Source organism: Bradyrhizobium sp. SZCCHNS30572 (genome assembly GCF_032484415.1).
Lineage (GTDB): Bacteria > Pseudomonadota > Alphaproteobacteria > Rhizobiales > Xanthobacteraceae > Bradyrhizobium.
This window is the reverse complement of the sequence record NZ_JAUESY010000003.1, coordinates 546,381-570,441: the sequence shown is the minus strand read 5'-3', so window position 1 is coordinate 570,441 and position 24,061 is coordinate 546,381. Positions and strand designations below refer to the sequence as shown.

Genomic DNA, 24,061 nt, shown 5'->3' with positions numbered 1-24,061 from the left:
CACCTCACCCCACTTCAGCTGCCAGAAATGCCTTGGTCCTCGCCTCGCGCGGCGCACGCAGCACCTCGCCGGCCGGACCACTCTCCACGATCACGCCCTGGTCCATATAGACAACCCGGTCGGCGACCTCGCGCGCGAAGCCGAGCTCATGCGTGACGACCAGCATGGTCATGCCGGACCTCGCCAGCTCCTTCATCACACCGAGCACCTCGCCGACCAGCTCCGGGTCGAGCGCCGAGGTCGGCTCGTCGAACAGCACCAGCCGCGGCTTCATTGCGAGCGCGCGTGCGATCGCCACGCGCTGCTGCTGACCGCCGGACAGTTGCGCCGGATAGGACTGCGCCTTGTCGGCAAGGCCGACCCGGCGCAGCAGCGACAAGGCCTCGTCCTTCGCCTCGGCAAGCCTGCGCCTCTGCACCTGCACCGGCCCCTCGATCACGTTCTCCAGCGCCGTCATGTGCGGGAACAGGTTGAAGCGCTGGAACACCATGCCGCAGGCGAGGCGTTGCCGCGCGATCTCGCGCTCCGACAGCCGATGCAGCCGACCGGCCGTCTCGCGGAAGCCGAGCAGCGCGCCGTCGAGCCAGATGCCGCCGCTGTCCGCCGTGGCCAGCTGGTTGACGCAACGGAGCAAGGTGGTCTTGCCGGAGCCGGATTGCCCGATCAGGCACACCACCTCGCCCTCGAAGACATCGAGCGAGACTTGCTTGAGCGCCTGGAATTCCCCGAAGCGCTTGCTGACCTGACGGATGGCGACGAGCGGCGTCATCAGCGCCCCCGCGCGATGCCACGGGCAAAACGGTGTTCGAGCAGCATCTGCAGCGGCGTCAGGACCGAGACCACGAGCAGATACCAGAGGCCGGCGACGATCAGGAGCTCGATGACGCGCGAATTGGCGTAGTAGATGTTCTCGGCCGAGTGCAACACCTCCGGATACTGGATCACGCTGGCGAGCGAGGTCGCCTTGACCAGGCCAATGAACTCGTTGCCGAGCGGCGGGATCACCACGCGCATCGCCTGCGGCAGGATGATCCGGCGCAGCGCCTGCAGCCGTCCCATGCCGATCGCCTGCGCCGCCTCGTATTGCCCGATGTCGACCGAGAGCAGCCCTGCCCGCATCACCTCCGAGGTGTAGGCGCCCTGGTTGATGCCGAGCCCGAGCAGCGCGGCCAGGAACGGCGTCATCACGTCGACGGCGCGCGCGCTCCACAGGCCGGGGATGCCGATGGTCGGAAACACCAGCGCGAGGTTGAACCACAACAACAACTGGAGGATCAGCGGCGTACCGCGAAACAGCCAGGTGTAGCCGGCGGCGACCGACCGCAGCACCGGATTGGGCGACAGCCGCATGATCGCGACGACCACGCCGAGCGCGATGCCCAGCGCCATCGCCGCGACGGCCATGACCATGGTGTTGACGATGCCGCGCAGGATCACCGGCGCGGTCACGAAGCGTTCGACGTAAGACCATTCGATCTGGCCTCTGGCGAAGGCGCGGCCGATCGCCAGCAGGATCACGACAATGACGGCAGCCGTAAGCCAGCGGCCCCAATGCGCCTTGCGCGCGATCCTGTGCGCCGACAGGTCGGGAAAGCCATCGGCCAGTACGTCGGCGCGGCTCATTGCGGCGCCGCGTTGAGCATCGGCTCGCGCACCGCATTGGCGCCGAGACCCCATTTGTCGAGAATGGCCTTGTAGCTGCCGTCGGCGATCATCGCCTTGAGCTGTTCGGTCACGACCTCGCGAAAGCCTGCATCGTCCTTGCGGAACATGATGCCCTGGTAGCCGAAGGCGATGGGCTCACCGACGATGCGATACTTGCCGGCCTCCTGCGACTGCGCATAGGGCAAGGTCTCGCTGCCCTGCACGGCGGCATCGATGCGGCTCTGCTTGAGCTGATTGCGGACATCGATCGAGTTCTCCCCCGGCACATATTGCGCGGCAGGCTTGCCTGCGGCCTCGCAATTGGCCTTGCTCCATTTCTCGATCTCCTGCGGGAAGCTCGTCGAGCGCGTGGTGCCGATCTTCCGGCCGCACAGATCGGTCGCGACCTTGGCATCGCTCTCCGCCAGCACGAAGAACTGCGGGCCGGTGACGAGATAGTCGACGAAGTCGGCGGTCTCGCGCCGCGAGGCACGGTCGGAGATGCCCGAGATGATGAAGTCGGCGCGCCGGGTCTGCAGCGAGGGAATGAGTTCGGCGAACGCCGTCTCGCTCCACACGATCTTGACGCCGAGCCGCCTCGCCAGTTCGTTGGCGAGATCGATGTCGAGCCCCTTCAGCTCGTTGGTGGCGGGGTCGTGATATTCCATCGGCGCGTAGGTCGAGTTGACCGTGAGCTTGAGTACGCCGGCCTGCTTGATCTCAGCGGGCAGCTCCGCGGCCCCCGCCGGAGCAAGCGAGGTGAGGATGACGAAACCTGCGAACAACGAACGGCGCATCCTGCAACTCCCCACGTGAACGGCTAATCGACCACGGCCGGCTCGACGGCGCCGGCGCGCTCGGTGATGAGCCTGTACTGATCCGGCCGGCGATGCGCCGCGAAGTTGAACATCTTGTCCTTGCCCTGGCGGCACAGATCGAGGTCGATGTCGGCGACGACGACCTCGTCGGCGAGCGTCTTCGCCCGCGCCACGATGCAGCCATTGGGATCGACGATGCAGGAGCCGCCGATCAGCCCGCTGCCGTCCTCGTCGCCCGCCTTTGCGACCGCGATCGCCCACGTCGCATTCATGTAGGCGTTGGCCTGCGCCACCAGGGTCGAATGGAAGGTGCGCAGCGAGGCATCCTCGGTGTTGCCGCCATTCGGATCATAGGCCGCGGAATTGTAGCCGACGCAGACCAGCTCGACGCCCTGCAGCCCCAGCACCCGCCACGATTCCGGCCAGCGCCGGTCGTTGCAGATCATCATGCCCATGATGGCGCCGCCCCACTCGCGGCCGGCGCGCACGGCCGGAAAGCCGAGATCGCCATAGCTGAAATAGCGCTTCTCCAGCTGCTGATACTTGGCACTCGGGCGCGGCTCGACGGAGCCGGGCAGATGCACCTTGCGATATTTGCTGATGATCTCGCCGTCGGGATCGACCAGGATGGAGCTGTTGAAGCGGCGTCCGTCCGGTGTCAGCTCGGCATAGCCGACATAGAAGCCGACGCGAAGCGCCCGCGCCCGGTCGAACAGCGCGGCAACGGACGGGTTCGGCATCGCGCGCTCGAAATAGCTGTCGAGCTCATCGCCTTCGAGGATCCAACGCGGGAAGAAGGTCGTGAATGCGAGTTCCGGAAACACCACCAGCTTCGCGCCCTGGGCGGCCGCCTGTTCCAAGAGCCCGATCATGCGCGACAGCGTGTGCCCCCGGCTGTCGGCGCGCTGGGTCGGCCCCATCTGGGCGGCGGCGGCGCGGAAGATACGGCTCAAAACTCTGCCTCCGATCTGTGCGTCATGCCTTTCCAGCAGGCGGCAGCACCGCCCCCTGCGACGCGCAAGAGAAGCATCAATGAAGCGAAACCGGCGCAGGAATTGCAACCAGTCGGGACGACCTCGGTCTATGATATTTTGGCCGAGACCATCACCCGGGCTAATAGGGCGACCATGCCATGAACCTGCGCCAGTTGGAGATCCTGCGGGCGGTCATCCGCCACCACACCACGGTCGCTGCGGCCGAGGAGCTCGCGCTGTCGCAGCCTGCGATCAGCAATGCGCTGAAGGCGATGGAGGCGCAGGCCGGCTTCACGCTGTTCGAGCGCGTCAACAACCGGCTGTTCCCGACACCCGAGGCGATGACGCTCTATGAGGAGAGCGAGGCGATCTTCACCCTGCACGTCCGGCTGGAAAACCGCGTGCGTGACCTGCGCGAGCAGAAGACGGGTCATCTGTCGATCGTCGCCACGCCGCCGCTCGCCTACAGCATCATCCCGCCGACCTTGTCAGGCTTCCTGCGGCGCCGGCCGCAGACGCGGATGTTCTTCGACGTGCGCCGCTACGAGGGCATCATCGAGGGCGTGCTCGGCAACGTCGCCGAGCTCGGCTTCGCGCTCGGACTGTCCGATCATCCCGGGATCGCCCATGAGGTCGTGCATACCGGGGAGATGGTGTGCGTGATGCCGGCCCGGCATCCGCTTGCCGAATGCGACGTGATTTCAGCGCGGGATCTCGCCGGCTCCCCGCTGATCGGCCTCGAACGCGGCACGCGCCTTGGCGAAGCCGTGCGCGAGAGCTTCCGGCAAGCCGATGCCGACTTCCAGCCGACCGTCGAAGTGCGTTACTGCAACACGGCCTGCGTGCTGGCTTCGACCGGCGTGGGCGTCGCCGTGGTCGATCCATTCTCGCCGCGCCAGGGCGCGCATGATCTCGCGGTACGGCCGTTCACGCCGAGCACCAAAGTCTCGGCCTATGTGCTGTGGTCGGAGGCGCGGCCGCTGTCGAACCTGGCGAAGACGTTTCGCAGCGAGGTGCGAAACGCGAGCCGCAGTCTTGCGGACGGCCTCGACGCGATCGGGGCTCCGAGCCTCGCCGCTTCCGCGCAGCGCGGCTGAGCTTGCCGATCGGCATGCGTCCATCAAACCCGTGGACGTATCGTTTGCGGCGCATCATCCGAAACGCCCGCCTGCGACGGGCTTCTCGGGAGGATGCTCCGCGTCACTGTCATCTTGCGGCTGGCGGCGGAATTGGTGCAGTGGACCATGGCTCGCCCGCCCGCAATCGCGCCGCCAGCGCCGCCGCGCAGCCGGCGAGCAGCTTCTCGCCCTTTGCAGCAGATGCCTTGCGCGCATCGCCTGCGACGCCGGAGGTGGTGATGTCGGCGAACGATCTGAACATTTTCAGCGACGGGACCAGCGAGCCCATGATGTCGAAGCTCGGCCCAAAGGCAGCGTCGAGCCTCGCCGCGTCGACGAGGCCGGGATGAGCCGCCATCATCATCGAGGTCTCGGCTTCGCAGGCATGCATCACGCCCTCCTGATCCTCGAGGACCTTGGCCATGGTCTCCCGCCCTTCCATGAAATAGGTCGTCGTCGCGATCGGCGCATTGAGCTCGCGCGTCAGTTCGCCGGTGAGGGTGGCCAGCGCCTGGATGTTGCCGCCATGGCCGTTGACGATCACGATGCGGCGGAAGCCGGCATTCAGAATCGAGCGGCACAGGTCTCTGAGCACGGCGTGGTAGGTGGAGAGACCGAGGGTGAAGGTGCCACCGAACGGAACGTGATGGTCGGCGAGCCCGCACCAAACGGTCGGCGCGACCACGATGGGATGGTCTGGAGTCAGCTCCAGCGCGGTGCGACGGCAGACCTCGCTGCACAGGAAGTCGTCAACTCCCGTCGGCAGATGCGGGCCGTGCTGCTCGGTCGAGGCCACCGGCAACAGCACGATCGCGTCTCGGGCCGCGAGCGCGCGAAGCGCTGCGGCGGAAAGTCTGTTCCAGGCGGTTTCGGTCATGATGGCTGCTCGCATGGTCGGAGATGAGGCAGATTGGCTCATATCACGCAGCCACCGCAACAGCCCATCTCGGCGTATCTGGCGCGCAGGCCGACAGTCGCCTGCGTGCACCCCAGCCCGCACGCCACTGCGCGATACTGCGCCCTCTCCCACAGGGACGAGGACGCGGCGACCGGCACCGTACCCTCGGCTACATCAGGAGCATGCTCTCCATGCACTCAAACATCGACAGCGATTGCGGCCTCGACAAGGTGCAACGGCCTTGCCGTCCTCACAACACCACGCCCCGCGCGGCAGGCCAGTCTCACGCCCGCGTCAATTCGATGTCGTGGGTCTGCTTCGTCTCCGCGTCGTACACCCTGATCTGCAACATCGGAAACCGGCGCTTGAGGTCATGCGCGCCGTTGTGTGCGCCATCCTTGGTCTTGAATTCGGTCTTGATCTGACCATCGACCACGACGGCATAGCCGGTCAGCGGAAGGTCTTTGCCGGATTTGTCTTGAGCAGGCTTGTTGTGAACAGACTTCTCTTGGGCAGACTTGAGCATTGCGAGCCGACGTCGATTCGTGAGTTGAAGGGGTGTCGAGCGCGCGATCTCTCCGCCTCGGACGACTCCGATGTAAGGTGAGTCTGTCGCGACGAGCAAGCGAAGACGTGTTCTTCACAAGCAGGGCGATTACGGGTTCAACCTGACGGCGCAGCGCCGGCTCGCGATGATCTCGGGATGTTCAGCGTGACCGAGGCGCGCAAGTTCCGGACTTGCAACGCGAACGTTCCGGTCGCTCGCCATCATGCTCGCCACCGCGAACGAGGAGCGCCGTGGTCGCGCGTCTCTCAGCGTCCGCAGCGCCCACCTCGCGCCGCCCCCAAGGCAGCAGCCCGATTCCAACTCGAGATGCGCTCTCCGACTGAGCACGGGTAGACGCAAAATCCCGGGGCCATCGGACGAACGAATCAGCATGACCGCCATGCGCGAATTGCCCGTCGTGCCAGTCTGCCGCAGATAAACAGCTTGCACCGTCGGGCAAATCAGGACGACATTTCCGCGCATCCCGCCTCATGAAGAGGGGCGTGTCGCGAACGTCACGAGACGTGGAGTGCGGGATGCGATGGACGCGACGTGTCGCAGCGGGTGTCATGCCTGCGGACGAACGGCACGGCGCGGACGGCGAAGTCGCATGGTCCTGGCGCCGCGACGCTGGCGTCAAGCTCGTGACGAGGTTTCAGCCTCGCGCGGGTGACGGTGGCAAGACAGCCCGTTCACCGGGGAGAATGCGTATAAGCCGTAACACTATCGCGCAGGGAAGGCCGGGATGTCTCAGCCGAACCTGTGGTTCCTGCCCCGTGCATTCTTTCCGCACGGGGGCCACGGGGGCGGCGAGCTCCCGGCCTTCCCTGCGCCCTCTCACTTGAAGAGGGCTCCGTCAAGCAAGACTCGGGCGCGATAGGCGCCGCGAGATCGCGACGTGCTGATTTGTAGACGTTCTGTTTGTCGATGGCTGTTTGTCGATGGCTGTTTGTCAGAGTGAACTGCTGACCATTGTCACGTGCCGTGCACGGGACCACGACGATCCCCGTAAGATGACGGATGGGCTTGCCGACCGCCGGTGCCGCTGCGGTAGCAAGGGATCGTAAACGACTGCGCCGGACGTTGACCCGCCATTTACCTCACGGTCCAACCACGACATCGTGATTTGATGCAGGTCAACATGCCCGGCCCGAACGCACCACCTACTGACAAGGCGTTCAAGCGAATCAGGCCTTGCCGTTACCTCGTTCGGCGTCCCTCGAACGGTCCTGTGCACTTGTCATCATGGAGAACCACATGAGCGAGACCGGCGTGACCGCCCTGGATCACACCGTCCAGGAAACCAACATCTGGCTGAAGGCCATCGAGCAACGCCTCGCGCTGGCGAGCCGGCAGCAGGCCTACAATGCACTGCGTGCCGTGCTGCATGTGCTGCGCGACCGTATGCCGATGGCCGTCGCCGTGAATTTCGGCGCCCAGTTGCCGATGCTCATTCGCGGGATCTACTACGAGGGCTGGCACCACGCGGCAACCCCGACCAAGGACCGCCATCTCGAATATTTCGTCGATGACATCTTCCGCCAACTGCCGCCGCAATTCCCGGTCGATCCGCTCACGGCTGCGCGCGGCATCTTCGAAATTCTCTGGGAGAAGCTCGATCCCGGCGAGTTCGACAAGCTGATGGGCCACCTGCCGGTGCCGCTGCGCAATCTGCGCGAGCCGGCGACCTGAGGGCCGGACCCCTTCGATCAGCTGGCCGGTATCGGTCGTCGGTACGGCGGCAGTGCGCCTCTCGCCTTCAATGCGCGAGCTGCCGGTACAGCGCCGGCAGCGCGGCGGGCAGTCGCCTGATGTTGCCGACGATGGCGTAGCCGCCGCGGCCGAACAGGGTGGGAAAATACGACTGCGCCGACGCATCGATGGTCACGCCGAACACCGCGACGCCGCCGCGCCGCGCTTCCTGCACCGCCTTGCGCGTGTCCTCGATCGCGAACCGTCCCTCATAGTGATCGACGTCGTTCGGCTTGCCGTCGGTCAGCACCAGCAGCAGGCGCTTGCGCTCGGATCGCTCGGCGAGCTGGCTGGCGGCATGACGCACCGCCGTGCCGATACGCGTATAGTAGCCGGGCCTGAGCGCGCCGATGCGGCGCTCGACCCGCCCGCTCATCGGCTCGTCGAATGCCTTCACGGTCTCCAGGCGGACCCATGAGTTGCGCCGCGAGGTGAAGGTGAGAATGCTGTGGCTGTCGCCGCAGGCCGACAGCCCATGCGCCAGCACCAGCAGCGCCTCCTTCTCGACGTCGAGAACGCGCACGCCGTCGATCCACGCATCGGTCGATAGGGACACGTCGACCAGGAGAGTCACCGCGAGATCATGCGCGAGCGGGCGCATCGCCAGATGCACGCGATCAAGTCCGCCATGGCCGGCATTGAGATCGCTGCGCGCGCGCACCAGCGCGTCGATGTCGAGGTCGTGGCCGTCGGCCTGCGCGCGCATCACCTCATGACGCGGCCGCAAGGTCTCGAACCTGCGCCGCACGCTGCGGATGCGCCGGCGCATCGCATCGTCCGGAGACCACGCCTCGCCCGCCTCGGCGGCATCGCCGGTCACGACGCGGCAATGGTCCGGCAGATAGGCCCCGCTGCGATAATTCCACTCGGGATACAGCCGACCGCTGTCGAGCCGGGCCGTGTCCACCGCCTCGGGCGGCAGGTCGAGATCGAACTTCAGCTTGCTCGCCGGACACCCCTTGCGCCTGGCGATCGCGAGCTCATCGAGATCGTCGGCAGCCTTGCGGGCGTCGTCATCGTCGGTATCGTCGGAAGGGCGATCGACATTGACCATCTCCGCCATCGCCAGGATCTTCTCGAAGCGGTTGAGAATGAATGGATCGCGCTTGGCCGTGTCGTCGCGCTCGCGCCGCGCGAAGCGTTTGCGGGTGTCGGGTGCACCCTCCTGCTCTGCGGGCGTCTGCGTCTCGTCGTCCTCGCGCGCCGCGGCAACGGCATCGCGGCTCCAGCAATCGCCCCACAGCGGACACGGCAGCATCGGCCGATAGCCGGGCGGGGCGGCCTCCGGCAACGCGCCGCCAGCGATGACCGCATTCCACAGCGCGCCCTTGGGCGGCGCGCCGGCGCCGAGCAGGGCCATGACGATGTGCTCGACCTGCTGCTCGAGCCGAGGCAGCGGCCGCCGCGGACGCGCCACAGCCAGCGCTTCGGCGAGTTGCGCATGCGGACGCGCCAGTCCAGGGAAGCGCGCCAGCACCAGCGAGGTCGTCTCACAGGCCCGGCGCAGCGCCAGCAGATCATGCCGCAGCGGATCGCGCTCCGCGATCGGCTCGACCGCCATGGTCGCGAACCACGCCGCGAGCCAGTGATAGAGCTGCGTATTGAGCGCGCGACCCGGCAGCAGCGCGATGGTCTCCGGCAGGAACACGGTGGCGCCATCGCGCCCGGCCTGATCGAGGCATTCGTCGCCGAGGCCAATGCGCTGGCGCCAGCCGAGCCGATGGCCCGATTTGCGCGCCTTGGCTCCGGCGACCTGCACGCCGCTCTCGCCGCCCAGCGCGCGGAACATCACGGCGATGCGGCCGCTGATCTCGTTCAGGGCGACGGCCTGATCCGGATGGACCGGATAGCTCGAGGTCGTGCCGACCAGGCGATGCCAGGCGCGGCCGACGGTCTCCTCCAGTTCGAGGAAGTCGAGCATGGCTCACCCGATCACGGCATGCGCGACCTCGCGCAACGCGGCCTTGACGTCGGCGTCGTCGGTGAGCGGCTCGATCATCGCGGCGAGCACGGCGTCCGCGATGGATGCTCCGGCAGCGACGAGCGTCGCGCAATAGACCAGGAGCCGCGTCGAGACGCCCTCCTCCAAGTCATGGCCTTGCAGCGCTCGCAGCCGATGCGCGAGCGCCACCAGCGGCCGAACGCGCTCCGGCGCCAGCCCGCTCTCGGCGGCAACCACCGCGATCTCCTGCTCGGCGGGCAGGAAGCCGAATTCGATGGCGATGAAGCGCTGCCGTGTCGATGGCTTCAGCGCCTTGTGCAGCGACTGATAACCCGGATTGTAGGACACCACCAGCATGAAGCCGTCGGGCGCGAGCAGCTCCTCGCCGGTGCGCTCCAGCGGAAGAATGCGGCGGTCGTCGGTGAGAGGATGCAGCACGACGGTCACATCCTTCCGCGCCTCGACGACCTCGTCGAGATAGCAGATGCCGCCCTCGCGCACCGCGCGGGTCAGCGGGCCGTCGGTCCACACGGTGTCACCGCCCTTGAGCAGATATCGCCCGGTGAGGTCGGCGGCGGTGAGGTCGTCGTGACAGGCGACCGTGTGCAGCGGCAGGCCCAGTCGCGCCGCCATGTGCGCGACGAAGCGGGTCTTGCCGCAGCCGGTCGGCCCCTTCAGCAGCACCGGTAAGCGATGTCGGAACGCATGCTCGAACAGCGCGCATTCATTGCCGGTCGGCGTGTACGAGGGGAACGACAGGACGGTATCGATCGCGTGCAGCACGAGCTTCATGATCACTCTCCGAATCGGGGGATGCAGGCGGCGGCATCGGAGCCGCCGCCTGCGGGGTTTTACTCCGCCGGCTGCAGGGCGCCGGGGATGATCGCCTGCTTGGCGCGGCCGGGCACCAGCACGGCCCAGACGAACATCAGCGCCGCGATCGCCACGAACACACCGGAGCCGAGCCGAACCCAGTAGAACATCGCGAGCTGGTCCTGCACGTCCATGTAGCTCTGGCCGAGCACGCGCTGCAGATGCACCTGGATGATGCCGGCGAAGGTCAGCGCAAAGGTCATCGTCATCATCGCCGTGCACATGATCCAGAAGCTCGCCATCGAGAGCCACTGATTATACGGCGCACGCTGGCGCAGCTGCGGCACCGCATAGGCCATGACCGCGAGGTTGAGCATCACATAGGCGCCGAAGAAGGCGAGATGGCCGTGCGCGGCGGTCACCTGGGTGCCGTGGGTGTAGTAGTTCACGCTGGACAGCGTGTGCAGGAAGCCCCACACGCCGGCGCCGAGGAACGCCATGACGGAGCAGCCGACCGACCACAGCAGCGCGGCGCGATTCGGATGCTTGCGTCCCGCCTTGAGCGTCATCTGCACCGTGAAGATCACCATGGTGAAGAACGGCGCGACCTCGAGCGTTGAGAACAGCGAGCCGATCCACTGCCAATAGCCGGGCGCGCCGATCCAGTAGAAATGATGGCCGGTGCCGAGGATGCCGGAGAACAGCGCCAGGCCAATGATGACGTAGAGCCACTTCTCCACCACCTCGCGGTCGATGCCGTTGAGCTTGATCATCAGGAAGGCCAGGATCGAGGCCATGATCAGCTCCCAGACGCCCTCCACCCAGAGATGGACGATGTACCACCAGTACATCTTGTCGACGGCGAGATTGGCTGGGTTGTAGAAGGCGAACAAAAAGAAGATCGCGACGCCCCACAGACCGAACAGCAGGATGTTGGTCACCGTCGTCTTGCGACCCTTCAGGGCGGTCATCGTGACGTTGAACAGGAACATCAGGCAGACGACGACGATGCCGACCTTGATGATGAAGGGCTGCTCGAGGAACTCACGGCCCTCATGGTAGTGGAAGAGATAGCCGACGACGGCCGTGCCGGCCGCGCCGAAGAACATCCAGAACTGGATCTTAGCGAGCAGCGGGCTGTAGAGCTCGGTCTCGGTCTCCTCGGGCAGCAGGAAGTAGGTGGCGCCCATGAAGCCGATCAGCGACCACACGATCAGCGCGTTGGTGTGGATCATGCGGACGATGTTGAAGGGAAGCAGGACCGACAGCGTGTTCGGCAGCACGTAGATGGTGCCGGCGAGCAGGCCGAAGATGACCTGGGCGAGGAAGAGCGTCAGCGCGCCGTAGAAATACAGCATCGCGACCTTCTGGGTCTCATATCTCATCGCGGATCTCTCTCATGACGGGGACGGGATGCCGGCTCAGCCGGCCTTGTTCGGCGGCCAGTCCTGGCGCTTGATCGTGTCGGTCCATTGCAGGAAGTCGGCGAGGTCGTTGAGCTCCTGGTCGGACAGATTGAACTGCGGCATCTGCCTGCGGCCGGGCGCACCGGAGGGTTGCGACTGCATCCAGGATTTCAGCATCTCGCGCGCGGCGGCCGGGTCCTGCCTGCCGCCCCAGCGGTCCCAGACATTGCCGACCTCTGGCGCGAAATAGGCGCCCTCGCCGAGCAGGGTATGGCAGTTGATGCAGGAGTTTCTCTCCCAGACGTGCTTGCCGCGAGCGACTCCGTCGGACAGCGTCGACGCATTGGTCGAGGTCGTGACCATGTAGTAGTGGCTGTGCGCTGTGAGCCCGAGGAAGATCGCAAAGAAGAAGGCCGAACCGCCGTAGAAGACGTTCCGTGCGGCCGACTTGGTCAGGCGTTCCGCCATGACACGTCCTTTCCGTTTTGGTGAAGGTCGATGGTGAAGGCAATCTACCGGCACTGCCGGGAGTCTCTTTGTCGCGGCGCAAGCAGCACGGCGATGGCCCGTCAGACCAGCGCGCGGAGCGCCACCGCCAGCCCGGCGAGCGCAACCAGGCCTAGGAGCCACGATGCGAGCAGGCCGCGCCACAGCGCGGGCGCATGGCGCAGGCCGAGAAAATCCAGCACGATCACCCTGCCCTTTGCCAATGCGAGCGCGAGCACGAGGGCATCGGCGAGCCAGCGATTCGGCAGCAGCAGCGAGGCCGCGAGCGTGGCAACGGCGAAGCTCAGCAATTGAAGCCAGGCGAGCGTGAGGCGATCGCGGACCATGACTCATCCCACCAGATAGAGGATCGGGAACATCACGATCCAGACCAGATCGACCATGTGCCAGAACGCCGTCCCGGTCTCGACGCTGGTGGGCGCGGCATGACGACCGACGATTCCGAGGATGACCATCCCGAGTACGACGTGAAGCAGATGGAAGCCCGTGAGCAGAAAATAGAGCGTGAAGAACGGCGACGTCTCCAGGCCTGCGCCGGCGGCAATCTCCCTGCCATACTCGGTCAGCTTGACGGCAATGAAGGCCGTGCCGAGCAGGATCGCCAGCATGATCCAACGCCGTGCTGTGGCCGGCGATCCGCCTCTCGCCGCCGCCGCCCCGCGCGCCGCAGCCCACCCGCTCGTCACAAGCACGATCGTGTTCAATGCGGCGAGAGGTCCGTCCAGCATGGCCTGCCCGGCTGCGAACACGACTGGATTGACTGCGCGCGCCACGACGAAGGCGCCGAGCAGCAGGCCGAAAGCGACAAGCTCGCTGAGGATCAGGACCCACATCATGGGGTCGCCCGGCAACCCGTCGAGCACGCCCCAGCGCTCCGTTGGTTCCGGTTCGTATGTGAGTGCCGACACCGCCACCTCCGATCAGATGTCGGCAAAGCTAATCGGGGCGGCAGACATGCTCTTTGTCGGCGCACAAACAGCACGGCGCCTGGATGCGCTACGGGATCGACATCAGGAGCATGTCCATGACCGAAGCGCAGCTCGGCCTCGTCACCGCTACCCCGATCATCATCGTGTTTGCAGCGGCGCTGCGGCGCATGGGCGTGCTGTCGACCACGGGGACCGTGTCCGCGATCGCGCTCTCCGTTGCGATTGCGGTTGTCCTGTTCACCACGCAATAACCTGGCCTGGAACCTTTGCCGTCCTCGGGCGTCAGATCGTCCGGAGGTGCCGCATGGACGACAACCGGTTCGCAGAGCTGCTCGGCAACGCCGCCATCGGCGTCTGGGGCGACATGCCGCGCGACATCCAGGAAGCGCTGTTCGAGACGGCGATGCGCGGTCACGACGATCTGAGGCACGAACTCGCCAAGCTGCTTCACGACCGGCATCCGCGGACACAGCATCCGCCGCATCCGGCTTGAGCGGTCTCAGTCGCGATGATCATCAGCCCCGAACTGTGATGGCTCGTCGTAGCCCTTGCGGCTGCTGTAGAACAACAGCACCATCAGCCCGATCCCCACGATGAGCGAAAACACCACGCCGAGCGTGAGCGCGATCCAGCCCTCGGTCGGCATCGGATCGCCGGGCAAGGTCATGCCCTGATAGGCGAAGACGACGGCGGCCGCGAGAATCAGCAGCAATGCGACGATGATGGTGATGGGTCCTGCACGCATGGCGGTCGCACTCCTGACACGAGAACAGGACGCGACCACGATCGTTCCTGGACGGGTGCGGTAACGGCGCACGGCGGCAGTTCCGAAATTTGAGGACGGCGTCCCCATCCTTCTCGCTGCGCCGCCGAAAGCATCGCGCTGCATCCAATCGCGGCATCATCTGCTCAAGGATGACGCGCGCTCCACCGCGCCTTGCCGCGCGCCGCATGGCTGCTCTCGCGGCGGATCGCTAGGCGTCGGGGAACTTAGCTGATAACCATACCGGCCCCCTATCGGCAGCAGAGGACAAGGACCGGAGATGGACAACCGCAGCGAGATCTGGCGCGGCGTCGACGCGATCAAGACCCGTTTCATCGAGCTCAGCGACCGGGTGTGGAGCATGCCCGAGGTCTGCTACACCGAGGCCCGCTCGTCCGCCGAACACCTCGCCGAGTTGAAGCACCAGGGTTTTCGGATCATCGAAAAGGTCGCGGGCATCCCGACCGCGCTGATGGGCGAATGGGGCGAAGGCGGTCCGGTCATCGCGTTCATGGGCGAATACGACGCCCTGCCCGGCCTCAGCCAGGAGGCCGGCGTCGCCGAGCATCGTCCGATCGAGACCGGCGGCCATGGCCATGGCTGCGGCCACAATCTCCTGGGCTCGGCGGCGCTGCTCGCGGCAACCGCCGTGAAGGACTGGCTCGCCGCCAACAAGGTTCCGGGACGCGTGCGCTACTACGGCTGCCCTGCCGAGGAAGGCGGCGCCGCAAAGGCCTTCATGGTGCGCTCAGGCGCGTTCGAGGATGCCGACATCGCAATCACCTGGCATCCGTCGAGCTTCTGGGAAGTGGTGATGACGCCCTCTCTCGCCAACACGCGCGCCGACTTCATCTTCACCGGACGCACCTCGCATGCGGCCGCCTCGCCGCATCTCGGCCGCAGCGCGCTCGACGCGGTGGAGCTGATGAATGTCGGCGTCAACTACATGCGCGAGCACATGCCGAGCGACGCCCGCGTGCATTACGCGCTGCTCGACACCGGCGGCATTGCGCCCAACGTCGTGCAGGCGCATGCGCGCGTCCGCTACTCGATCCGCGCGCGCGACCTGCCCGGCATGAACGAGCTGGTCGGGCGCGTACACAAGATCGCGCAAGGTGCCGCGATGATGACCGAGACCAAGGTCGAGATGAAGATCATCTCGGCGGTCTCCAACATCCTGCCCAACACGCCGCTCGAAGAGGCGCTGCACGGGATCATGGAGGAGCTGGGGCCGCCGCATTTCGACGCGAGCGACAAGGATTTTGCCGGTCAGATCCAGGCGACCCTGACCGACAAGGACATCGAATCCGTCTACTACAGCATCGGCATGGATCCGACCGACAAGCCGCTGGCCGACTTCCTGGTGCCGCTGAACGCCAAGCGCAATCCGCAGATCGGCTCGACCGATGTCGGCGACGTCAGCTGGGTGGTGCCAACGGTGCAGGTGCACGCGCCGACGGTGGCGATCGGCACGCCGTTCCACACCTGGCAGGTCGTTGCGCAAGGCAAGACGCCGGCCGCGCACAAGGCGATGGTGCAGGCCGCCAAGGCGATGGCCGGTCTCGGCATCAAGGCGCTCAATGAGCCGGCGCTGATCGCAGCCGCCAAGGCCGACCTGAAGAAGCGGACGCTGCGCACGCCCTATGTCAGCCCGCTGCCCGCCGAGGTCGAGCCGCCGCTGACCATGTCGGTCGTTTGAGAGATACACTGGGGGGAAACACAATGGCGAAAACAGCGACAAGGAAGAAGCCGGAGGCAAAGACCGCCAAGCCGGCTCCGAAGCGCGTGGCCACGCGCGCCACGGCCAACAGGAAGCCCGCAAAGGCGAAGCCGCAGGCCAGACCACAGGCGAGGGCCGCCGCGCCGAAGCCGCGGCTGCCGAGAGGACCGGTCTGGCAGTGGTCGGCGCTCGACACCGCCGCTGCGATCCGCTCGGGCGCGGTCTCCTCGGTCGAGGTGACCGAGGCGCACATCGCGCGCATGCATGAGGTCAATCCGAAGCTGAATGCGGTCGTCGTCGATCTGTCCGAAGAAGCATTGAAAGCTGCGCGCGCCGCGGACAAGGCGCGCAACAAGGACGGCCTGCTGCATGGCGTGCCCGTCACCATCAAGGAGAACGTCGACTACCAGGGACGGCCAAACCCCAACGGCGTTCAGGCGCAGATGGGAATCATCGCGCCGTCGGACGCGCCCGTCGTGCGCAACCTCAAGAACGCGGGCGCGATCGTGCTCGGCCTCACCAACACGCCGGAATTCTCATTCCGCGGCTTCACCGACAACCCGCTGCACGGACTGACCTTGAACCCGTGGGATCCCGAGATCACCTGCGGCGGCTCGTCGGGCGGCGCTGGAGCTGCGGTCGCCGCCGGTATCGGCACCATCGCGCATGGCAACGACATCGGCGGCTCGCTGCGCTGGCCGGCGCATTGCAACGGCGTTGTCACGATCAAGCCGACGCAGGGGCGCATCCCGGCCTACAACGAAAGCGCCGCGGCCGAGCGGCCGATGCTGGCGCATCTGATGTCGTCGCAGGGCCCGCTGGCGCGTAGCGTCGCCGACGTCAGGCTGGCGCTGGAGGTGATGAGCCGGCGCGATCCGCGCGATCCCTGGTGGGTGCCGGCCCCGCTCGAGGGCGAGAAGCCCAAGCGGCCGATCAAGGTCGCGCTCGCCAAGATCCCCGATGACATGGACGTCGATCCTTCGGTGCAGGCCGCGCTGCGGCAGGCCGCCGATCATCTGGAACGCTCCGGCTACCGGGTCAGCGAGGTCGAGGTCCCCGACATCTCCGGCGTCTGGCAGACCTGGTGCGACGTCATCACCACCGAGGTGGTCGTGATGCAGGAGGCCAAGATGCTGGCCGTCACCTCGGAAGACTTCCACAAGGCGTGGGGCGGGATGCGGGCCAAGGCCGAGATCCTCGACCTCGCGGGCTGGATGAACGCGACGGCGCAGCGCTCCACCCATATCCGCGCCTGGCAGCTGTTCTTCGAGGATTATCCGGTGGTGCTGGCGCCGACGACGGTCAAGCCGACGCCGGGCCCGCGCGAGGACACGGTAAGCCCGGAGCGCGTGCGCGAAATCTTCTTCAACGAGATCCGCTTCATCTCGGCCATCAACGTGCTCGGGCTGCCCGGCGCGGTGGTGCCGGTGGCGGTTCACAATGGCCAGCCGATCGGCGTGCAGCTGATCGCCGGCCGCTATCGCGAGGATCTCGCGCTCGATGCCGCCGCGGCGATCGAGAAGCGTGCGGGCATGCTGGTGCGGCAGCTCTGGGAGCGGATGGCTTAGTCTCGCGCCGGCCCGAGAACCCCGGCTCTCGGGCCGTCATGTTTCCAACATCGCTTCAGCCTCGATTGTCGAAAGTCGTACACTGACGCCCATCGCGTTTGCCCGAGGGGCCCCTCGGGTTGACGGGACGTCGCCGACCTGTCTATTTTGATGTATACGAATGAATATAGCACGGCATCGGTACGGGCGCTGCGCCGGAACGGGACTTGCAATTCACCGAAGCGAACCCGTCTCTGCGATATGAACGAGGACAATTGTGATGAGATCGATGCGCTTCGTCGCCGCTGCCCTGTGCGCGGCTGCCGCTCTCCTGACTGGCGCAAATGCGTTCGCCGGGAGCGCCAACATCGCCGTGGCCGCCAACTTCACCGAGCCGGCCAAGGAGATCGCCGGTCTGTTCAAGGCCAAGACGGGACACGAATTGGTGCTGAGCTTCGGCGCGTCCGGACAGTTCTACACCCAGATCAAGGAGAACGCGCCGTTCGCGATCCTGCTCTCCGCCGACGACGAACGGCCGAAGAAGCTGGTCGACGAGGGCCTCGGCGTCGCCGGGAGCCGTTTCACCTACGCGATCGGCAAGCTCGTTCTGTGGAGCAAGGACCCGAACGCGGTGAGAGGCGAGGAAACGCTGAAGGCGAACGCGTTCAACAAGCTGTCGATCGCCAATCCCGCCGCCGCGCCCTATGGCGCGGCTGCAGTGGAGACGCTGAAGGCGCTCAATCTCTATGAGACGATCAAGCCCAAGATCGTGCAGGGCAACACGATCTCGCAGGCGTTCCAGTTCGTCGATACCGGCAATGCCGAGGTCGGCTTCGTCGCACTGTCGCAGCTGATGCCGAATGCGGGCGGCTCGCGCTGGCTGGTGCCGCAGAACCTCTACAGCGAGATCCGTCAGGATGCCGTGCTGCTGAAGGCATCCGCCGGCAACGAGGCGGCGACCGCGTTCCTGACCTTCCTCAAGACTCCGGAAGCCCGTGCGGTCATCGAGAAGTTCGGCTATGCTCTGGACCCGAAGTCCGGCAGCTGAGCGCTCACGTCGATGAACTTCCAAGGATGAACTTGCACGTCTCGGCCGATATCTGGCAACCGGTCAGTCTGACCCTCGAATTGGCAGCGATCACGACCGTCATTCTGATGATCGTGGGAACACCGATCGCATGGTGGCTGGCGCGGTCGCAGGCGTGGTGGAAGGAGGCGGTCGCAGCCCTGGTGGCGATTCCGCTCGTGCTGCCGCCGACCGTGCTCGGCTTCTATCTGCTGGTCGCGCTCGGCCCGAGCGGTCCGGGCGGGGCGCTGGCGTCCTTGTGGGGTGCACGCACCCTCGCCTTCACTTTCCCAGGCCTCGTGATCGGCTCGGTGCTGTTCTCGATGCCGTTCGTGGTGCAGCCGATCCGCAACGCCTTCGAGGCCATGGGCGAGAAGCCCCTGGAAGCAGCCGCCACGCTGCGGGCCACGCCCTGGCGCGCGTTCTGGACGATCGCCGTGCCGCTGGCGAGCCCCGGCTTCCTCACCGGCGCGATCCTCGGCTTTGCCCACACCGTCGGCGAGTTCGGCGTCGTGCTGATGATCGGCGGCAACATTCCCGGCAGGACAAAGGTGCTGTCGATCGCGATCTACGACTACGTCGAGACCTCGCAATGGACCGAAGCCTCGGTGCTGGCGCTCGGCATGGTCGTGTTCTCGTTCGGCGTCATTCTGACGATGATGCTGATCGAGAAGAAGATGACGCGACGCGCGTCATGAGCACCGTCAAGGTCGATTTCCGCGGTACGCTCGGGCGCTTCGAGCTGAACGCGCGGTTCGAGGTGCCAGCGCGCGGCGTCACCGCGATCTTCGGCCCGTCCGGCTGCGGCAAGACCGCCGTCATGCGCAGCATCGCCGGCCTCAACCGCCTGGACGGACGATGCTCCGTCGCCGGCGACGTCTGGCAGGACGAGAAGACCTTCCGCCCGGTGCACCGGCGCCCGATCGGCTACGTCTTTCAGGAAGCCAATCTGTTCCCGCACCTCTCCGTCCGCCGCAACCTGATGTACGGGCATCCCGGCCCGTCCGGCCCCACCGCCATCGGCTTCGATGAGGTCGTGTCGCTGCTCGGCATTGCCAAGCTGCTGGAGCGCTCGCCGCGCCATCTGTCCGGCGGCGAGCGGCAGCGCGTGGCGATCGGCCGCGCGCTGCTCAGCCAGCCGAAGCTGCTGCTGATGGACGAGCCGCTGTCGGCGCTCGACCAGATCACCAAGGACGAGATCCTGCCCTATCTGGAGCGGCTGCATGCCGCGCTCGACCTGCCGATCCTCTACATCAGCCACGATATCGCGGAGGTCGAGCGGCTCGCCGATCAGCTGGTGCTGATGCGCAATGGCAGCGTCCTGGCTTCAGGTCCGCTGTCCGTGCTCCAAGCCGACCTGACACTGCCGCTCGCGCTCTCCCGCGATGCAGCGGTCAGTCTCGACGCCACCGTTCTGAAGCACGACGCCATCGACGGCATGGTGACGCTTGCGGTGCCGGGCGGGCATTTCGTGCTGCCGGCCGAGCCGCTTGCGCCGGGAACACGCCGCCGCCTGCGCGTGCTGGCCGATGATGTCAGCCTCGCCTTGGAAACGCCGAGCCGCAGCACCATCGTCAACGTGCTACGCGCGAAGATCCTGGAAATCCGCAGCCAATCGGACCACCGCGTCACCGCCCTGCTCGGCCTCGGCGAGGACGGCCAGGGTGCACGATTGCTGTCGCGGGTCACCCAACGCTCGTGGAACGAGCTCGGCCTGCAGGCAGGGCTTGCCGTCTACGCCCAGGTCAAGGGCGTCGCGCTGGTGCGCCGCGAAGAGCCCATCGCCTGATCGGCACGCGCCGACCTGCCCCACCATCACGACATGTTGTATAAGCGACAATATAGCATCCGCTGTTATATCCTAGACAATACAGCTCTGGATCAGACAAACCGAGGCATGCCTGCTTTTCCTCAATACAATGAACAAGTTGATCGGCGCGCAACGATCTGGCCCGCGGCTTGCTCATTCGATCTCGCAACACGAGGTCATCAGCATGAAAGCCGCCGCCGTCACTTGGCATCCGAACGCGCCCAAGCCGCTCGCGCTGGTGCTGGGCACCAACGAGATCGCCTCCGCGATCGCGGCCAAGCTCAACCATGAGCGCTTCGCGCTCGTCCTCTGTCACGACGCCTTTCCGCCGGTGATCCGACGCGGCATGGCCTTCCACGACGTCCTGTATGGCGAGGCCTGCGACATCGACGGCGTGGTCGGCTGCCGGGCCGAGGGCATCGCGGACGTCGTGCGCATTCATCGCGAGCCCAGCCAGGTCGCCGTCACCGGGATGCATCTCACCGACATCATCGCGTTCCGCTATCCCGCGGTCATCGTCGACGCACGGATGCAGAAGCATCTGGCCACGCCGGATCTGCGCGGCGTTGCCGGCATCGCCCTCGGCATCGGACCGCGCTTTGCGGTCGGGCACAATTGCGACATCGCGATCGAGACGCATCCTTGCGAGACCGGCGCGATCGTGGCGCACGGCACCACGCGCGACGCTGACAGCAAGGCGCGCGCGCTCGGCGGCGCCGGCCGCGAGCGCTTCGTCTATTCCAATCAGGACGCCGTCTGGCATACGCCGCTCGACATCGGCACCCGCGTCTACAAGGGACTGCAGCTCGGCTCGCTCGGCGGCACGCCGGTGCTGGCCCCGCTCGATGGCGCACTGCGCGGCATCGCGCGCGACGGTTTGCGCGTGCCGGCCAACGTCAAGCTGCTGGAGATCGATCCGCGCGGCCGCCACGCCGCATGGACCGGCATGGACGGCCGCGGGCGATCGATCGCCGCGAGCGTCGTCTCGGCTGTCCACGAGATCATGCAAACCGGTCGGAAGGCGGGCCGCGTCTCCGCCAACGTGTGAGGAGGACTGCCATGGGTGTCGCGGAGGTCGGGACGTGTCAGATCGTGGCGCTGCAGGGCGCTGCGTCCACCGTCATCCAGGAGCTGCTCGATGAGCTCGCCACGCGGCTCGCAGGCATCGGGCTGCGCGTCTCCGGCGTGATCGAGAGCAGCGCCGACAAGACCAGGCCGTGCAAGGCCATGATGCTGCGCAGCCTCGACGACGACCGCGTGTTCTCGATCTCGCAGGATCTCGGCCCGGGATCGCAGGCCTGCAATCTCGATCCCGAAGGATTGGTGCTGGCCTGCGCCGCCGTGCAGCAGTCGATCGCGCGCGGCACGGATGTCGTGATCCTCAGCAAGTTCGGCAAGCAGGAGGCGGCGGGAGGAGGCCTCGCCGACGCCTTCGGCTCGGCGATGTCAGCCGGGCTTCCGATCATCACGGCGGTATCGCCCGCGATGATGGAGGCGTGGACGCGCTTCGCCGGCGTGTTCGCCGAATGCGTCCCGGTCGATGTCGCGCGCCGTCCCGGCTGGATCGAGGCGTGGTCCGGCCGCATGGTGACAGCGCGAAGCCCGCGTGACATGATCGGCTCACAACGCGAGCGGATCGGAATAGGATGAAGCGCGAAGCTCAGATCGCATTGACCATCACTTTCGGCAACGGCGGAAGTCTGTCGCCCGAAGATCTGCTGCTGATCGACTTCATCCGCCGGGAGCGCTCGATCCTCGGCGCCGCGCGCGCGAGCGGCATCTCCTACCGCAAATGCTGGCTGATGGTCGATGCGCTCAACCGCACCTTCGAGACGCCGGTGTTCGAGACTCATCCGGGGCGACGGGGCGGCGGCGCCGAGATCACGCCGTTCGGCGAGCGGCTGATCGCGCTGTATCGCTCGATGGAGCGGCGCACCCGCACGGCCACCGCCGCGGCGCTCGCTGAGCTGCAGAAGGCTACCGATCCCCGCTATCAGAAGCGGGCCAGCGGCGCGGCCGAGGCAGCTCCGAAGGCCGAACCGCGCCGGGTCCGATCGCGACGCTCTTGATCATCGCCCAGGCCGACAGATCCGGCTCCAACGCCAGCCGCTCGACGGACTCCAGCGTGACCAAGGCGTGCAGCTTCGTCGCACCGAGATCGAACGTCACGCGCACATAGGGCGGATCGAGCGGCAGGATCTCCTCGATCCGGCCGGGTAGCCGGTTGGTGATCGAAACATCCATCGGCCGCGACAGCGCGATCGACACGTCGCGGGCCTCGATGGTCACGGAGACGCCGGCGTCGATCGCGGCGTCGACCATCGGCACGCGCAACTCGCCGTCGGCGAAGAACAACGTCGACATGCCATATTGCGGATCATGGCGCAGCACGCGCGCCGGCACCGTCGTGCTGAGAACGACGGTCGAGGCTGAGGACGATGCAGACGAGCCGGTCATCGCGCGGCAGCCTCCACAGCCTCAGGGCCGGTCGTGATCGTACAGGACGCGAACGCGGATCGTGCCCTCCACCGCGCGCAGCTCCGACAGCAGCGCCTCGCCCTCACCGCCGACCACGTCGGTCTCGAGCACGACATAGCCGACCTCGGGATCGGTCTGCAGATATTGCGCGAGGATGTTGATGTTGTGCCGCGAGACCGCCTCGTTGACCTGGCGCAGCACGCCGGGCACGTTGCGATGAACGTGGATGAAGCGCGTGCCCGTCGGGCGCGCCGGCAGTTGCACCTGCGGGAAGTTCACGGCGCCGAAGGTCGAGCCGACATCGGAATAGTCGATCAGCTTGCGCGCAACCTCGCCACCGATGCGATCCTGCGCCTCCTCGGTGGAGCCGCCGACATGCGGGGTCAGGATCACGTTGGGCAGGCCCTGCAGCGGCGAGACGAACGGATCGGCGTTCGATGCCGGTTCGACCGGAAACACGTCGACGGCAGCACCTGAGAGCTTGCCCTCGCGCAATGCGCTGGCCAGCGCCTCGATGTCGACCACCGTGCCGCGCGAATTGTTGATCAGATAGGCCCCGTCCTTCATGTGACGGATCTGGCGCTCGCCGATCATGTTGGCGGTCGCCGGCGTCTCCGGCACGTGCAGCGACACGACGTCGCTCATCGCCAGGAGCTCGTCGAGGCTCTCGACCGGCTCGGTGTTGCCGTGACGGAGCTTGTCGGTGAGATCGAAGAAGATCACCCGCATGCCCATGGCCTCGGCGAGGTTCGACAGCTGCGAGCCGATGTTGCCATAGCCGATGATGCCGAGCGTCTTGCCGCGCACCTCTCGGCTGCCATTGGCCGACTTGTCCCAGCCGCCGGCATGCGCCGACACCGAGCGCGGGAAGATGCGGCGCATCAGCATCACGACCTCGGCGATCGTCAGCTCGGCGACACTGCGGGTGTTCGAATAGGGCGCATTGAACACGGGGATGCCGAGCCGCTTCGCGGCATCGAGATCGACCTGGTTGGTGCCGACGGAGAAGCAGCCGACCACCATCAGCCGGTCGGCGGCCTGCAGCACATCGGCGGTGAGATGCGTCCGCGAGCGAATGCCAAGCATGTGCACGCCCGACAGCATACGCTTCAACTCCGCCGAACCGAGCGCCTTCGGCAACCGCTCGATTTCCGTATAGCCGTTGGCCTCGAACATGCGGACGGCCGAGTCGTTCACGCCCTCGAGGAGCAGAACGCGGATCTTTTGCTTGGGAAGCGATAACGGCATGGGCCTGGCCTGGTTCAGTCGTGGATGTGGCGTAGTGTAGCGGTTGTTACAGTCGCGATGCGTTGAAACTTGGTGAATGCG

Annotated in this window: 27 protein-coding genes; 12 read left to right on the top strand and 15 right to left on the bottom strand. The window is 66.3% G+C overall.

Annotated features, from left to right (window positions below; all coding sequences use genetic code 11):
* Window positions 1-4: 4 nt before the first annotated feature.
* Genes QX048_RS10860 through QX048_RS10845 form a run of 4 tightly spaced genes read right to left on the bottom strand, consistent with a single transcriptional unit; the run spans window position 5 to window position 3,415 of the window.
* A complete protein-coding gene (locus QX048_RS10860) occupies window positions 5-769 on the bottom strand; it encodes an amino acid ABC transporter ATP-binding protein (protein WP_409998623.1) in 765 nt (254 codons plus the stop codon).
* Entirely contained in the window at window positions 769-1,623 is an 855-nt protein-coding gene (locus tag QX048_RS10855; protein WP_315717751.1) for an amino acid ABC transporter permease, read from the bottom strand. The genes QX048_RS10860 and QX048_RS10855 overlap by 1 nt, the downstream gene beginning before the upstream one ends.
* On the bottom strand, window positions 1,620-2,441 hold the full coding sequence (locus tag QX048_RS10850; protein ID WP_316200709.1) for an ABC transporter substrate-binding protein: 822 nt from the start codon (window positions 2,439-2,441) through the stop codon (window positions 1,620-1,622). Before QX048_RS10850 ends, QX048_RS10855 begins: the two co-directional genes overlap by 4 nt.
* A 23-nt stretch (window positions 2,442-2,464) precedes the next feature.
* Window positions 2,465-3,415: an N-carbamoyl-D-amino-acid hydrolase gene (locus QX048_RS10845; protein ID WP_316200710.1), complete on the bottom strand. Its 951-nt coding sequence runs from the start codon at window positions 3,413-3,415 to the stop codon at window positions 2,465-2,467.
* 179 nt (window positions 3,416-3,594) lie between these two features.
* Here QX048_RS10845 and QX048_RS10840 point away from each other — a divergent pair, with 179 nt between their 5' ends.
* On the top strand, window positions 3,595-4,533 hold the full coding sequence (locus tag QX048_RS10840; protein ID WP_316200711.1) for a LysR family transcriptional regulator: 939 nt from the start codon (window positions 3,595-3,597) through the stop codon (window positions 4,531-4,533).
* Window positions 4,534-4,642: 109 nt separating this feature from the next.
* On the opposite strand, the gene QX048_RS10835 is transcribed toward QX048_RS10840, so the two are convergent.
* Together QX048_RS10835 and QX048_RS10830 are read right to left on the bottom strand one after the other, a co-directional pair.
* A complete protein-coding gene (locus tag QX048_RS10835) occupies window positions 4,643-5,431 on the bottom strand; it encodes a creatininase family protein (protein ID WP_316194353.1) in 789 nt (262 codons plus the stop codon).
* Between the two features lie 304 nt (window positions 5,432-5,735).
* Window positions 5,736-6,077 carry a hypothetical protein gene (locus QX048_RS10830; protein WP_410052179.1) on the bottom strand — a complete coding sequence of 114 codons (342 nt, stop codon included), beginning with the start codon at window positions 6,075-6,077 and terminating at the stop codon, window positions 5,736-5,738.
* 1,179 nt (window positions 6,078-7,256) lie between these two features.
* On the opposite strand from QX048_RS10830, the gene QX048_RS10825 reads away from it, so the two are divergent.
* Complete coding sequence (locus QX048_RS10825) at window positions 7,257-7,691, top strand: DUF2267 domain-containing protein (RefSeq protein ID WP_315750299.1); 435 nt, start codon at window positions 7,257-7,259, stop codon at window positions 7,689-7,691.
* Between the two features lie 67 nt (window positions 7,692-7,758).
* Here QX048_RS10825 and QX048_RS10820 read toward each other — a convergent pair whose 3' ends face one another.
* From QX048_RS10820 to QX048_RS10795, 6 genes are all read right to left on the bottom strand, one after another.
* Window positions 7,759-9,672 (bottom strand): nitric oxide reductase activation protein NorD, encoded by a 1,914-nt coding sequence (locus tag QX048_RS10820; RefSeq protein ID WP_316200712.1) that lies wholly within the window; start codon window positions 9,670-9,672, stop codon window positions 7,759-7,761.
* A 3-nt stretch (window positions 9,673-9,675) separates the two neighbouring features.
* Window positions 9,676-10,485 carry a CbbQ/NirQ/NorQ/GpvN family protein gene (locus QX048_RS10815; protein ID WP_316167627.1) on the bottom strand — a complete coding sequence of 270 codons (810 nt, stop codon included), beginning with the start codon at window positions 10,483-10,485 and terminating at the stop codon, window positions 9,676-9,678.
* A 59-nt stretch (window positions 10,486-10,544) separates the two neighbouring features.
* Window positions 10,545-11,891 (bottom strand): cbb3-type cytochrome c oxidase subunit I, encoded by a 1,347-nt coding sequence (locus tag QX048_RS10810; RefSeq protein WP_316167625.1) that lies wholly within the window; start codon window positions 11,889-11,891, stop codon window positions 10,545-10,547.
* 36 nt (window positions 11,892-11,927) lie between these two features.
* Window positions 11,928-12,380: a cytochrome c gene (locus QX048_RS10805; protein WP_315717761.1), complete on the bottom strand. Its 453-nt coding sequence runs from the start codon at window positions 12,378-12,380 to the stop codon at window positions 11,928-11,930.
* Window positions 12,381-12,481: 101 nt separating this feature from the next.
* Window positions 12,482-12,745, bottom strand: a complete 264-nt coding sequence (locus tag QX048_RS10800) for a cytochrome C oxidase subunit IV family protein (RefSeq protein ID WP_315717762.1) — start codon at window positions 12,743-12,745, stop codon at window positions 12,482-12,484.
* 3 nt (window positions 12,746-12,748) lie between these two features.
* Window positions 12,749-13,327 (bottom strand): cytochrome c oxidase subunit 3 family protein, encoded by a 579-nt coding sequence (locus tag QX048_RS10795; protein ID WP_315750296.1) that lies wholly within the window; start codon window positions 13,325-13,327, stop codon window positions 12,749-12,751.
* A 116-nt stretch (window positions 13,328-13,443) separates the two neighbouring features.
* On the opposite strand from QX048_RS10795, the gene QX048_RS10790 reads away from it, so the two are divergent.
* A complete protein-coding gene (locus QX048_RS10790) occupies window positions 13,444-13,599 on the top strand; it encodes a hypothetical protein (protein ID WP_315717764.1) in 156 nt (51 codons plus the stop codon).
* A 53-nt stretch (window positions 13,600-13,652) separates the two neighbouring features.
* Window positions 13,653-13,841: a hypothetical protein gene (locus QX048_RS10785; RefSeq protein ID WP_172112235.1), complete on the top strand. Its 189-nt coding sequence runs from the start codon at window positions 13,653-13,655 to the stop codon at window positions 13,839-13,841.
* A gap of 6 nt (window positions 13,842-13,847) precedes the next feature.
* Here the strand turns inward: QX048_RS10785 and QX048_RS10780 are convergent, their stop codons facing one another.
* Window positions 13,848-14,093 carry a hypothetical protein gene (locus tag QX048_RS10780; protein WP_315717765.1) on the bottom strand — a complete coding sequence of 82 codons (246 nt, stop codon included), beginning with the start codon at window positions 14,091-14,093 and terminating at the stop codon, window positions 13,848-13,850.
* 298 nt (window positions 14,094-14,391) lie between these two features.
* Between QX048_RS10780 and QX048_RS10775 the strand changes: the two genes are divergently transcribed.
* The 8 genes from QX048_RS10775 to QX048_RS10740 all read left to right on the top strand — a co-directional run bounded on the left by QX048_RS10775 (window position 14,392) and on the right by QX048_RS10740 (window position 22,323).
* Complete coding sequence (locus QX048_RS10775) at window positions 14,392-15,810, top strand: M20 family metallopeptidase (protein ID WP_315827071.1); 1,419 nt, start codon at window positions 14,392-14,394, stop codon at window positions 15,808-15,810.
* Between the two features lie 23 nt (window positions 15,811-15,833).
* On the top strand, window positions 15,834-17,399 hold the full coding sequence (locus QX048_RS10770; RefSeq protein WP_315827072.1) for an amidase family protein: 1,566 nt from the start codon (window positions 15,834-15,836) through the stop codon (window positions 17,397-17,399).
* A 259-nt stretch (window positions 17,400-17,658) separates the two neighbouring features.
* A complete protein-coding gene (gene modA, locus QX048_RS10765) occupies window positions 17,659-18,426 on the top strand; it encodes a molybdate ABC transporter substrate-binding protein (RefSeq protein WP_315827073.1) in 768 nt (255 codons plus the stop codon).
* A 26-nt stretch (window positions 18,427-18,452) separates the two neighbouring features.
* The gene (gene modB, locus QX048_RS10760; protein WP_315827074.1) at window positions 18,453-19,142 is read left to right on the top strand and encodes a molybdate ABC transporter permease subunit; all 690 of its coding nucleotides are present in this window, start codon (window positions 18,453-18,455) and stop codon (window positions 19,140-19,142) included.
* Window positions 19,139-20,233, top strand: a complete 1,095-nt coding sequence (modC, locus tag QX048_RS10755; RefSeq protein WP_315827075.1) for a molybdenum ABC transporter ATP-binding protein — start codon at window positions 19,139-19,141, stop codon at window positions 20,231-20,233. Before modB ends, modC begins: the two co-directional genes overlap by 4 nt.
* Window positions 20,234-20,438: 205 nt before the next feature.
* Complete coding sequence (locus QX048_RS10750) at window positions 20,439-21,302, top strand: xanthine dehydrogenase (RefSeq protein ID WP_316191888.1); 864 nt, start codon at window positions 20,439-20,441, stop codon at window positions 21,300-21,302.
* Window positions 21,303-21,313: 11 nt separating this feature from the next.
* Window positions 21,314-21,904 carry a DUF2478 domain-containing protein gene (locus tag QX048_RS10745; RefSeq protein WP_315750289.1) on the top strand — a complete coding sequence of 197 codons (591 nt, stop codon included), beginning with the start codon at window positions 21,314-21,316 and terminating at the stop codon, window positions 21,902-21,904.
* Window positions 21,901-22,323: a LysR family transcriptional regulator gene (locus tag QX048_RS10740; protein ID WP_316171716.1), complete on the top strand. Its 423-nt coding sequence runs from the start codon at window positions 21,901-21,903 to the stop codon at window positions 22,321-22,323. Before QX048_RS10745 ends, QX048_RS10740 begins: the two co-directional genes overlap by 4 nt.
* On the opposite strand, the gene QX048_RS10735 is transcribed toward QX048_RS10740, so the two are convergent.
* Both QX048_RS10735 and serA read right to left on the bottom strand, forming a co-directional pair.
* Window positions 22,232-22,711 carry a TOBE domain-containing protein gene (locus QX048_RS10735; protein ID WP_315750288.1) on the bottom strand — a complete coding sequence of 160 codons (480 nt, stop codon included), beginning with the start codon at window positions 22,709-22,711 and terminating at the stop codon, window positions 22,232-22,234. The genes QX048_RS10740 and QX048_RS10735 overlap by 92 nt on opposite strands.
* Window positions 22,712-22,732: 21 nt before the next feature.
* Window positions 22,733-23,980 (bottom strand): phosphoglycerate dehydrogenase, encoded by a 1,248-nt coding sequence (gene serA, locus QX048_RS10730; RefSeq protein WP_315750287.1) that lies wholly within the window; start codon window positions 23,978-23,980, stop codon window positions 22,733-22,735.
* Window positions 23,981-24,061 lie beyond the last annotated feature (81 nt).